11 protein-coding genes and 1 pseudogene are annotated in these 11,953 nt (G+C 36.6%); 3 read left to right on the top strand and 9 right to left on the bottom strand.

Going from position 1 to position 11,953, the window contains the following annotated elements; translation table 11 throughout:
- Positions 1-78: 78 nt before the first annotated feature.
- From AAC073_RS00270 to AAC073_RS00255, 4 genes are all read right to left on the bottom strand, one after another.
- Positions 79-1,548, bottom strand: coding sequence for a Gfo/Idh/MocA family oxidoreductase (locus AAC073_RS00270; protein WP_339921819.1), 1,470 nt, complete (start codon positions 1,546-1,548; stop codon positions 79-81).
- Positions 1,549-1,731: 183 nt separating this feature from the next.
- Positions 1,732-1,896: a hypothetical protein gene (locus AAC073_RS00265; RefSeq protein ID WP_339921818.1), complete on the bottom strand. Its 165-nt coding sequence runs from the start codon at positions 1,894-1,896 to the stop codon at positions 1,732-1,734.
- 1 nt (position 1,897) lies between these two features.
- Positions 1,898-2,308, bottom strand: a complete 411-nt coding sequence (locus AAC073_RS00260; RefSeq protein WP_339921817.1) for a hypothetical protein — start codon at positions 2,306-2,308, stop codon at positions 1,898-1,900.
- Entirely contained in the window at positions 2,305-3,090 is a 786-nt protein-coding gene (locus tag AAC073_RS00255; RefSeq protein WP_339921815.1) for a hypothetical protein, read from the bottom strand. Before AAC073_RS00255 ends, AAC073_RS00260 begins: the two co-directional genes overlap by 4 nt.
- Before the next feature lie 1,010 nt (positions 3,091-4,100).
- On the opposite strand from AAC073_RS00255, the gene AAC073_RS00250 reads away from it, so the two are divergent.
- Positions 4,101-5,021 (top strand): 2-dehydropantoate 2-reductase, encoded by a 921-nt coding sequence (locus AAC073_RS00250; RefSeq protein ID WP_339921814.1) that lies wholly within the window; start codon positions 4,101-4,103, stop codon positions 5,019-5,021.
- Between the two features lie 78 nt (positions 5,022-5,099).
- Here AAC073_RS00250 and AAC073_RS00245 read toward each other — a convergent pair whose 3' ends face one another.
- Positions 5,100-5,747 (bottom strand): Pr6Pr family membrane protein, encoded by a 648-nt coding sequence (locus AAC073_RS00245; protein ID WP_339921813.1) that lies wholly within the window; start codon positions 5,745-5,747, stop codon positions 5,100-5,102.
- A gap of 307 nt (positions 5,748-6,054) precedes the next feature.
- On the opposite strand from AAC073_RS00245, the gene AAC073_RS00240 reads away from it, so the two are divergent.
- Positions 6,055-6,414: a transposase gene (locus AAC073_RS00240; protein ID WP_339921812.1), complete on the top strand. Its 360-nt coding sequence runs from the start codon at positions 6,055-6,057 to the stop codon at positions 6,412-6,414.
- An 80-nt stretch (positions 6,415-6,494) separates the two neighbouring features.
- Positions 6,495-7,379 (top strand): annotated as a pseudogene (locus AAC073_RS00235) (transposase).
- A gap of 237 nt (positions 7,380-7,616) precedes the next feature.
- Here the strand turns inward: AAC073_RS00235 and AAC073_RS00230 are convergent.
- The 4 genes from AAC073_RS00230 to AAC073_RS00215 all read right to left on the bottom strand — a co-directional run bounded on the left by AAC073_RS00230 (position 7,617) and on the right by AAC073_RS00215 (position 11,947).
- Entirely contained in the window at positions 7,617-9,326 is a 1,710-nt protein-coding gene (locus tag AAC073_RS00230) for a DEAD/DEAH box helicase (protein WP_339921811.1), read from the bottom strand.
- Between the two features lie 259 nt (positions 9,327-9,585).
- Positions 9,586-10,875: a citrate synthase gene (locus AAC073_RS00225; protein WP_339921810.1), complete on the bottom strand. Its 1,290-nt coding sequence runs from the start codon at positions 10,873-10,875 to the stop codon at positions 9,586-9,588.
- A 294-nt stretch (positions 10,876-11,169) separates the two neighbouring features.
- Positions 11,170-11,586, bottom strand: a complete 417-nt coding sequence (locus tag AAC073_RS00220; protein WP_339921809.1) for a BrxA/BrxB family bacilliredoxin — start codon at positions 11,584-11,586, stop codon at positions 11,170-11,172.
- Positions 11,587-11,611: 25 nt separating this feature from the next.
- The gene (locus tag AAC073_RS00215) at positions 11,612-11,947 is read right to left on the bottom strand and encodes a DUF59 domain-containing protein (protein WP_339922233.1); all 336 of its coding nucleotides are present in this window, start codon (positions 11,945-11,947) and stop codon (positions 11,612-11,614) included.
- Between the last annotated feature and the right edge of the window lie 6 nt (positions 11,948-11,953).

Raw genomic sequence — 11,953 nt, 5'->3', positions numbered from 1 at the left:
TAGTATAAAAGTACTAAAAAAATAAAGTCCTGAAATTCATGATTTCAGGACTTTATTGAATTGTAAATAGGCTATGGATTAAACTTTAGGAAGTTCAAATCCTGCTCTGTAATCTTTTGAAACAAACTGATTTGCAAGTTCAAAATTGGTTACTTTCATGTTTTCACCATCCCAAAGAAGTTTTATATCTCTACCTGGATAATTGTATCCTTTTCCATTAGCTTTTTCTTCTCTGATGGTATGACTCTTAATGGCCAGATTTCCCATCAATACTGATTCAGTTAGTGGACCAGCTATTGAGAAAGGAGAACTTAATTCATTGTATTCTTTACTACCATGGCCTGCAATACATGCATTTACCCATTGGGCATAATGACCACCTATTCCTCCTTCTACTCGGGGTAGTGTAGGCGCTACATTTACGCTATCATTAATGGATGAAGGCAATAATTTTGGATTAATACCATAAGTAGAACACATCATTTTACCCCTGGTACCTTCAATAATTACTCCATTTCCACCATCACCCATTTGTTCATTTGGTCCGAGTTCTTCAGGTCTGCTTGGCTGAATGCCACCATCCATCCAATGGAACTCTAGGTTTCCACCATTTGGTTTGTCAAATCCTAAAGTAATGTGTGAAGAGGGAGGACAGCTTTTAGGGAAATATCCGTCTTGAAATTCTCCAGTATATACGGCTCCAACACTACATTCTGCTCCTGTAGGGTATCCCAAATCCAATGTACGGAAAGCAGGTTCCATGATATGGCAAGCCATATCTCCAAGGGCACCAGTACCGAATTCCCACCATCCTCTCCAATTGAAAGGATGAATGTTTTCAACATATCCCATTTGTTCAGCAGTACCTAACCAAAGGTCCCAATCAAGATTTTTAGGTGCCTTTTTACCTGTTTCTCCAGGCCATGGAACTCCTTGAGGCCATACAGGACGGTTGGTCCAACATTCTACTTTAGTAGCCTCTCCTATAAGTCCTGCAGCATACCATTCGCGCATTTGTCGAACACCATCTCCTGAGGAACCTTGATTACCCATTTGGGTTACCAATTTATATTTTTCTGCCGCTTGAGTTAATATCCTAGCTTCTTGAATTGTATGTGTCAATGGCTTTTGCACATAAACGTGCTTGCCCATCTTCATTGCCATCAGCGCTTGTACAGCATGATTGTGATCCGGTGTGGAGACAGATACGGCATCTATGTTATTGCCTTCTTTTTCCAGCATTTCTCTGTAGTCGGCATAAAATTTTGCCTTAGGGAATGCTTTGATGCTTCCAGATGCTCTTTTCGAATCTACATCACATAATGCTACAATTTCTGCATTTCCACTTTCGTAAAAATTTCTAATATCACTTCCGCCTTTTCCTCCTGCACCGATTCCAGCAATCCTAAGCTTATCGCTTGGCGCCTTAAAACCCGGTCCTCCTAGTACATGTCTAGGTACAATGTAGAATCCTGCAACAGCAGTGGTAGAGGCTTTAATGAAATTCCTCCTGGAATTATTTTTGGTGGATTTATTGATATCTTTCATTGGTAATTTTTATGTTAATTGTAAAAATCTAAAATATTAAAAATTGACGAAACTTTCTCGATTTTTTATATAAAAGGAAGCTTTTTTTAGTTCAAGTAAAATTACCTCTATCAAGATTATTAAAAACTATGCCATTATTCCAACCGCTGTAAATACTAAAATGCCAAATCAGGCTTAATTGATTTATGATTTCATTTTTGGTGCTTTAACGGATGTGTCTGGTAATTGCTCTCGCTTCTGAATGGGTAAAAGATAATCCTCTTGAATATCAGGGTCGTTTTGAAAGCAAACAGGTGAGGAATTTTTCTGTTCCTTGCTTTTTGATTTATGCTTAATTGGACCCTTCATTTTAACTTGTTTTCTCTTTTACCAAATCAGAAAGAAAATTTATGTTATCACTGATGGCTGCTGGGTTTTTATCGATGATTGATAGCCCTAAATCTCCTAAAGCACCGATGAAATCAAATGCTTTCTGAATGTCGATCAATGAAGTTATACTACTTTTTATCTCCTTATTAATATTCTCTAGTTTTAGTATTGCCGTTGCCGTTTCTTCACCGACTATTAAGGTAGATAGTAGTTTCATCTCTCTTGCAGTTTTCATCAACTGAGTCGATTTTTTGCCCATTTCCAGAAAAGTTTCGTGGCTTATTTTCTGTTGACTGATTTTCTCAAAACGATAATCATTGAATTTTTTCGCTATCTCTAAAAATTCATCAGCCAATTGGCTTATATACTCACTATCCAATCTTTCTTTCATTTTTTAAGTTGCTCAAAAGCATAATGTAATGTGTGTAAATCTTTAGATATTCTGCCAACTTCTTCCTTAAAACTGGCACTATTTGATTTTGTTCCTGCTTCAACCAATTGATGGTGTTTTTGAGCAATTAAATCAATTACTTCAATCAATACCGTGATTTGATCGTTTCGGGATTTGTTGTTCTCTAACAACTTGTAGTATTTGTCCGCAGCCAATGCCTTGTCGACAGTATTTAGTGTTGGATCATAGGTTAAAGTTCTATAATAAGCATACCAGCCTTCTTCCTGAATAGCCAATAAACCTTTGAGGTTTTCTTTTAAAACAAAAGTCAGTTTGTTACTGATAATTTGCTGATAAGTATCGGCCTCCGCCATATAGGTTTTTATTTTATTTTTTCTGTATTGGCCTGTCACCGCTTTTAAACTAATTTCTGATAGCTTTTGAAAGGCCAACAAATGCTCCTCATTTAATTGGATTAAATTACTAGTTCCTAAGGCAGCTGTAGGTCGGCTCAAATTGTATTGATTAATATCCATCGAGGAAAGTTGGTAAAGGCCATCCCAGTAATCAATTAAAGCCAGAAACATGTGGTATACTTGATCGTCTGCTTGTTGATAAGGTTCACAGCTACAATTTAATTCTCTTTCAATTTCAATTTCAGTTACCTTGCTAAAGGTACAGTCTTCAATGCAACTAGTATAAAAGCCATAGTCCAATTCTTTAAATTGGCCGATTCCATCGAGTGCGGCCACAGACAAGTCCTGAACAGGTTTTAAACTCATGCAAGAAATTACCAAAACACTTGCTAGGTAAACTGCATTTCTGAAGAATAGATGCATGCCTTAAATATACCCAAAATTCTTGTAATCTGAGTACTTGAACTTGCCCTGTTGATGCAAATAAAAAGTTGTTGTTGGCTTTGCAAATGTTAAAAATAGATTGAAAACACCTGATTTAAATTTAAAAATGAAATAGAATAAGGCTTAAATTGGGTTTTTATAAAAATATAAAGCTTTAATTGGAAGAATTGTAAATATCCAAATTTGTACTGTTTAGCCTGTAACAAAAAATATTTTGTAAAACTTTAAATAATCCAAAAGTTTTAAGGGGATCAAAAAGACTTCCCTAACAAAATTTTAAAGCACAGTTCATAAATCGCATTCTCATTTAAAGTTGATAAAATGAAGGATAATAAAATTATAATTCAATAATTTTGGAGTGCCTTTAATTACTTATAGTTTTTAAAAAAGATTAAAATAAACTGATAGAGTCCTAACTGCTTTAACCCAGGATAAATTTGAAATACCACCTTTTATTTTGGTTTTTCGCATAGAAATTTTTAACATCTCTGATTTAGTATTTTCTAAAAATAAAACCTGCATTAGTTAGTAGTTTTTTCGTAATCCAGTCAAGGTTGAACGGTCTTTCTTTAAATGAATAATCGCATCATTTACATGAAATCCCACCTCTTTGTTCTTGCAGTTCATTGAAATCATGGAATATCTCATTCGACTGCTCAAAAGGTATGAGTTTTTCATATAAGTCCTCCCTCCAGACTTTTACTCGATAAATATTCTATTGAGCGCAACATTCTTCCAAAAGTCTGTTAGGTGAAAAAGGGAAAGTGAGATGCTTACGCTATCGACCTGAATTTTTTAAAAGTAAAAAATCTAGGTATTCCTTAGGTGAGCAAGATAGGTTTGATTTTTTAAATAAATAGCTGGTTATTGGTGATTAATAATGGACATTAAGGAATCAAAATTCCAATTCAAAGTGAATAAACAAAAATACAATGAAAAAAAAATCAATAGCCATCCTTGGTATAGGAGGTGTAGGTGGGTTTATAGGAGCTAAGATTTTAGCTAACCGTGTGGATGATTCGATAAAACTTGATTTTATTTCCCGTGGGACTACTTATGAAAACATAAAGGAAAAGGGACTACAATTCACTTCGCCAGAAGACGAAGTTGTTTTATACCCTGATGATTTATTGGAGAGTGGAAAAGTTGAAAAAGCTTATGACCTGGTGATCTTAGCTACAAAGTCACAATCGATGGAGAGTGCGATTATTGAAAACCAATCCATTTTTGGTGAGAATACCTTGATAATACCCCTTCAAAATATGATTAATGCAGCTCAGGTGGTTCGTGCCTTGGTTGAAAAGCCAGATGTTGTGGATGCTTGTATATACTTGATCTCCAATGTGCAAAATCCAGGGCATATTAAGCACTTGGGCGGTCCGGGTAAGGTGATTGTGGGTAAACCTCTTACTAACGAGTTTGTTTGGGCATTTGAGTATCTAAATCAATGTGGCATTCCTATATCGATGGTAACTGATGCTTCTACGCACCTTTGGAGAAAATTTTTATTCATATCGAGCCTGGGTACACTGTCTGCGGCGCACGATGTGACCTTAGGCGAAATAAGGAACAATCCTGAATTGAGAACATTATGGGAATATTTGATGGAAGAAATAATTCAACTTGCCCAGAAGCATTACATTCCAATTGATCAATCAGACTTAAAAGCGGCTTTAGAAATGCTATCCAATTTCCCAGACGATGCTAAAACTTCCTTTCAATTAGACATAGAAAATGGGTGGACTGGAGAAAAAGGAACTTTGGTGAACGAGGTGATAAGTGATTCATTAAAGAATGGTTTAACCTGTCCCTATTATCAGGAGATGGAGTCTAAAATCGCTAAAAGATTATAGCAGATGGCAGGAACTTCGGTATAAGTTGAATTAATTCCATTTATGGTTTCTGCTTTAAACGCGCAAAGACTTTAAGTGCTAAGACAATTGATTGCTTGCACCGTTTCGAATCCTCTGCCTGATGATTAGCTTGCCTAGAAACATCAATACCCCAAATAGAAGCATTGTCACGACTATAATTAAACCGATATTTAAAAGTGCTTTAAAAAGTCCAATTTCATGGACATCTAAAAAGGGATATGGGTAGAATTCGGAGAAATACCCTCTAGCTAAGATGAAGATTAAATAAAAGAGGGGGTAAAGCAGCCAGGGGATTAAATTTTTTGGCTGGATGGACAATTTATCTACCTTAAAACACCAGTAAATAAATACATAAATAGGCACAAATGTATGAAGAAGTTCATCTACCAAGTACTGCAAACCAGAAGGTTGCCATATGCTTCTTAATACCAATTGGTAAACTAAGCCTACGATAAGAATAAAAGTAGTGATGGCAGTTAACGCCCCTTTGCTTGAAAGAATTGAAAATGGATAAGCTTTAAGTTTAAAAATTATGGCGGTGAAATACATGGCTACCAATGTATTTGTCAATATTGTAAAGAAGCTGATAAATCGGATTAGGGTTTCAATTACGGATTCCTGCCTATGCTGAATGATCAGGTACAGTTGAGCCAATACAGCAAACCAGACAATAAATAGTCCTATTGTTTCAAACTTTCTATTCATAATATGCTCATTTGACCTGGGTTTGCTCGCATAGAATACCCTTGTGATATTGATTTAAATATTCTTAAACGATTAAAAGTAAATTTAAAATTTGATTGTGCCAAATCTTTAGGAGGTGGGATTTGCGGCTTTTCGAAAAGTAATGAATAGTATATTGAATTCTCACCTATGCTTAAGGGGCTAGTATAGGTAGATTTCGTATTGCCAATCAACGTTCTTGATGGCCAAATCTATTTGGGGTCAAAACGGATCAGACCTAAAAGTTGGGGGATTGAGATGAAATGATTTTCTTTGTTGAAAAAAGAAATTGGAAGAGAAGGAATTATTAAGATTACTTTTACCAGCAGGCTTGCTTGATTATTTCAAAATAACTTCTGCCAAGTTTAATGACGGTAACTACTACATTTATTTAGAGGAGCAAAACATTCATCCTGAACATCTTCAAGGGGCTAAACTTACCTCCAAAGGCTTCTATGATGAAGTAAGTATCCAAGATTTCCCTCTTCGTGGCAAAGCCTGTTTCCTTAAAATAAAGAGAAGGAAATGGCTCAATGAGGATACCGGAAAAAACGTTAGCAGAGACTGGAATCTGGTAGCAAATGGCACGCGAATGACTGAGGAATTCGCGCTTTTTTTAAAACGGAACGACTGGATTCAACCCCTGTAAGCTGTAAAAGTCTAGCTGACAACTTCCATTTAAATGGAAAAGTGCTTGAACATCAGTACGTTTTTCACCTAAGTGACTTCATGACCTGGGAACAGGGTTCTCACGCTAAAGATTGGATTCTATTTCCTGAAAATACAGGAACTCATCTCAGTATTGATGAAACAGCACTCTCTCAAGGTGAACTGTATACCGTAGTGACTAATAAAGCGGCTAAAGGAAAGAAAGGCAGCTTGGTTGCAATGATAAAGGGAACGAATAGTGAAGATGTAAAAGCGATACTCCGTCAACTACCTGAAGGGAAGCGAAATAGTGTAATCGAAGTGACTCTTGACATGGCTGCCAGCATGGAAAAGATCGTACGTGGAAGTTTTCGTAAAGCCCAATTAGTTACAGATCGTTTTCATGTTCAAAAACTGGTCTATGACGCCGTTCAGGAAATAAGAATCTCCCATAGATGGGAGGCTATAGAACAGGAGAACAAAGAAATGGAATTAAGCAAAGAATTAAAAAAGCCATTTATTCCAAACAAACTTGAAAATGGAGATACGGAAAAGCAACTTTTAGCAAGAAGTAGATAAGTTCTATTCAAAGGGGAAGACAAATGGACAGTATCACAAGCTCACCGCGCGGAAATACTCTTTCATCGCTACCCTGACTTGGAAAAAGCATACAAACTATCCAGGTCCTTAGCCAGGATCTATCAAACGAGCAAATTAAATGGAGTTGCCTTCACCAAACTGGCTCAATGGTACAATGAGGTAGAAAAAGCAGGTTTTAAATCATTCAACACAGTATCCAGAACCATACAAAACCACTACATATCGATCCTTAATTTTTTTGACAATCGAAGTACCAATGCTTCAGCCGAATCATTCAATGCAAAAATAAAAGCTTTTAGGGCTCAGTTCAGAGGAGTTTCCAACATAGAATTCTTCCTATTTAGATTGTCCAAAATTTACGCTTAAAATAAAAGTCCCCCAGATATTCAGACTGATCCGTCAAAACCCTAAGCCAAATACGGCCTCGTGTTTCTAAGTTATGTGATGATTTTGGTAGATCAATAAAACGATTTCAAGGTCTAGAGATCAATAAATGACATAAAAAAAGCCATCCAATAATGGATGGCTTTTCTATTCGATTTTTACTTATGTGTAAACAATCAAGGTGAATGATACAATCTTTTATCAATTGCGTATTCGAGTTTAAGGTTTTGAAATTTCAAAATTAACTGCCTTGCCTTTGATTGTATTCGTGTTCATTACATTGATTACATGACTAACATCCTTCTTTGGAATGTCTACAAATGAAAAGCTATCAAAGATATCAATTTCACCTATACTTCCTCCTGAAACGCCTGTTTCTCCCGCTATGGCACCTACGATATCATTAGGACGTATCCTGTCTTTTTTACCTAAGTTTAGAAAAAGGCGCGCCATATTTGGCTCCCTTTCTTTTTTGCCGCCTCGTCTTCCACTACGGTCGCCTCTTTCTCCAGAACGCCCTCTACTACTGGCTCCTCTGTCTCTATCGTTTCGATCTCTTTTGCCTCTTCTATCATCTCTGCCTCCGCGATCTTTTTCTGGAGTAAAGTTCATCTCTTTAAACTTGTTTATTGCTTCACCTAATTGCATTTTCACCAAGCTTAATGCAATTTGTTCCACAGTTACTCCTTCAGCTTGAAGACTTTCAATTGCCTGCTCAAATACAGTATTGTCTTCTTCTTTGGCCAATTGTCTATGGATATCCTTAGTCAATTGATCTCTTTTCATTTGAATAAGCTGATCCACAGATGGAGGAGCTGCTCTATCTATAGTCGTTTTAATAAACCTTTCTAGGTCTTTAATTTTACCAGAGTCTCTTCTTCCAGATACAAAACTTATAGCTGTCCCTGTTTTACCAGCTCTACCAGTACGTCCAATTCTGTGAACATAATTTTCCTCGTCAAGTGGCAAATCATAATTGAAAACAGCTTGAACATTTTCTACATCAATTCCTCTGGCAGCAACATCAGTTGCAACCAATACGGAACAATGCCCTTTACGGAATTTGTTCATCACTTTTGTTCTCTGAGCTTGAGACAAATCACCATGTAGTGCCTCTGCAGGAATTCCTTTGGCTGTCAACTCTTCTGTTACTTCATCTGTAACCCTTTTGGTGTTACAGAAAATCACACTAAGCTTGTACTGATGAAGATTAATAAGTCTGCTTATCAAATCCGTTTTTAACCCTGATCTAACTTCATAATAGAGCTGGCTAATATTTTCTACAGTAAGTTCCTTTCTAAGAACTTTGATTATTTCTGGGTCTGTTTGGTATTTCCTTGTAAGTTCCAGAATCGGCTTAGGCATTGTAGCTGAAAAGAATACTGTTTGCCTTTCGTTTGGCATAGAGCTTAGTATTTTCTCTATGTCTTCACGGAAACCCATGTCTAACATTTCGTCAGCTTCATCCAACACGATGATGCTAACTTGACTAAGGTCAAGGGTTCTTCTGTCCATGTGATCCATTATCCTGCCAGGAGTACCCACCACGATTTGAACACCTCTTTTTAAACTTCTGATTTGTCTATCAATGGCTTCACCACCATAAATACAGGTAGAAGAAATCTTCCTGTTGTATTTCGTTAGTTTGACGATTTCACCTTCTACCTGAACGGCTAGTTCTCTAGTAGGACACAAAATTAATGCTTGTGGCTTGTTATTAGAACCGTCTATGCGATCAATAATCGGTATACCGAAAGCAGCTGTTTTACCTGTTCCAGTTTGTGCTTGACCAATTAAATCTGAGCCCTGTAATAATAAAGGGATGGTTTGTGCTTGAATAGGGGAGGGTTGGGTATAGCCCATGTCTTCCACTGCCCTCAAGATTTCTTCCGAAACCCCAAGGTCTGAAAATGTTACTTCTTTTTCCATGAAATGTGTTCCTTACTTCTCTGAGCCACGGTATTCCAAAATATCCCAGTGTCGATCAACAATAAGGAACCCCACGGCGTAGGAGAAAAATGTTTATTTTAAATAAGTTGCAAAGGTAGGATATTTAATCCTTATTTACAACATTAACGGATTGTTAAATAGAATAAATTACAAATAAGTGTAGATTTTTCTAAATTTTATTTTGAATTCCATAAAAAAAAGGGTCTATTGACCCTTTTTTTTATGGAAGTTGTTTTTTTTATTGTCTTTTGTCAATGCTTACAAAATCTCTTTCTGTCTCACCTACATACACTTGTCTTGGTCTACCAATAGGTTCATTGTTTTCACGCATTTCTTTCCATTGAGCGATCCAACCTGGAAGTCTTCCTAAAGCAAACATCACTGTAAACATGTCTGTAGGAATTCCCAAAGCTCTGTAAATTATTCCTGAATAGAAATCAACGTTAGGATAAAGCTTTCTGTCAACGAAATACTGATCGTTTAGGGCAGCACTCTCCAATTCTTTGGCGATGTCCAAAATAGGATCATTAATTCCAAGTTTCTCTAAAACTTCATCTGCCGCTTTCTTGATTATTTTTGCTCTAGGATCAAAGTTTTTATAAACCCTATGTCCAAAGCCCATTAACCTGAAAGGGTCGTTTTTATCTTTGGCTTTTTCCAGGTATTTTTTCGAATCTCCACCATCAGCCTTAATGGCTTCTAGCATTTCAATAACAGATTGATTGGCACCGCCGTGTAATGGCCCCCAAAGGGCATTGATACCAGCAGAGATAGAAGCATATATACTTGCTTGAGAGGAACCAACCATTCTTACTGTAGAGGTAGAGCAGTTTTGTTCGTGGTCTGCATGAAGGATCAAAAGCTTATCCAAAGCTTTTGAAATAACAGGGTCTATTTCATACTTTTCAGAAGGCAATGAAAACATCATTTTCATGAAATTACCACAATAGTCTAAGCTATTGTCTGGATAATTGACAGGATGCCCCATTTTATTTTTATATGCCCAAGCAGCGAACGTAGGCATTTTGGCCAAAAGCCTTACCATGCTCAATTGAATTTCTTCATCTGTATTGTTCGGATCCAAAGAGTTTGGATAGAAGGCGGTGAGTGAACAGATCAATGAAGATAGAACGCCCATAGGATGAGCTACTGAAGGAAAGCCGTCTAAAATCTTCTTAATGTCCTCATGGACGAGGGTGTGTTTCGTGATTCTGTCAGAAAAATCCTCGTACTGTTCGGAAGTTGGTAATTCACCATTTATCAACAAATAAGAAACTTCTAAAAAATTAGAATTCTCGGCCAAGTCTTCAATATTATAGCCTCTATACCTTAAAATACCTTTCTCCCCATCTAAAAACGTAATGGCACTTTTTGTAGACCCTGTGTTTTTAAAACCAGGATCTATGGTAATCAATCCCGACTGGCCACGTAATTTTGCAATATCAACTGCAATTTCATTTTCTGTACCTTCGGTGACTGGAAGATCGTATTCTTTACCTTTAAAGGATAGTTTAGCAATATCCGACATGTGTTTATAATTAAATGATTTTATAAGTTACTAAATTCTTCAGTTCAAATAGAATTGACTACAATTTAGTAAAATTTGATTAATATTTTCCCAAAATGCATTTCGAATGCTGATGGATTGATAAATGAGAATTAAAACTTAATTTGGAAAAAATAAAGTTTGTCCTAATTAAAGCAATTAATCTATCTATTATCCTACCTATTCAGATTTATTTTTGGTTGAATTAACCAAATTTATCTAAAGCTAATTTTATTGCTTTTGGGTTGGGTAAAGAATACCCTTTAAGGGCATTCCTTAACAAAAGTGTTCGAATACTTCTACCAAATGATCTCCGATCATTTGCGCATTTCTTCCTTCTATATGATGTCTTTCAATAAAGTGCACCAATTCGCCATCTTTGAATAAAGCCATGGCTGGAGAAGATGGAGGGTAAGGAAGCGTTAATTCTCTGAATTTTGCAACAGCATCAGCATCGTTTCCTGCAAATACGGTGGCTAAAACACTTGGTTTTTTGGAAGCTTTTTCTATAGCTGTACGAACTCCTGGACGGGCTGCACCTGCTGCGCAACCACACACTGAATTAACAACAATAAAAGTAGTTCCTTTGTGCTCTTTAAGGTGATCTTCAACATCCTGAGCTGATCTGAATTCCTTGAAACCAACTTCTGTAAGCTCTGCACGCATGGGTGCTATCAATTCTTCTGGATACATATATTTTTTTGTTTGTAAGTTACTATTATAAAAAGCCCAATTCCAATTTTGCTACTTCTGACATCATGTCTTGAGAATAGGGTGGGTCAAAGGTAAGTTCTACTTCGACATTGTTAACGCCTTCTATACTGGAGACGCTTGTTTTTACTTCGGAAGGGATAGATTCCGCTGCCGGACAATTAGGTGAGGTGAGCGTCATTAGGATATAAACATTGTTTACGGGGTAAACAGTGATTTCATATATAAGACCAAGCTCGTAAACATCTACTGGGATTTCAGGATCATAGACATCTTTTATCGCGTTCACGACCTTTCTCTTTATCTCTTCCTGATCGTCCGTTGATTGATCTGTATTTTCCATAGCTGA

It is taken from the genome of uncultured Cyclobacterium sp. (genome assembly GCF_963977555.1).
In the GTDB taxonomy this organism is placed as follows: Bacteria; Bacteroidota; Bacteroidia; order Cytophagales; family Cyclobacteriaceae; genus Cyclobacterium.
This window is presented reverse-complemented; position numbering and strand designations above follow the sequence as displayed.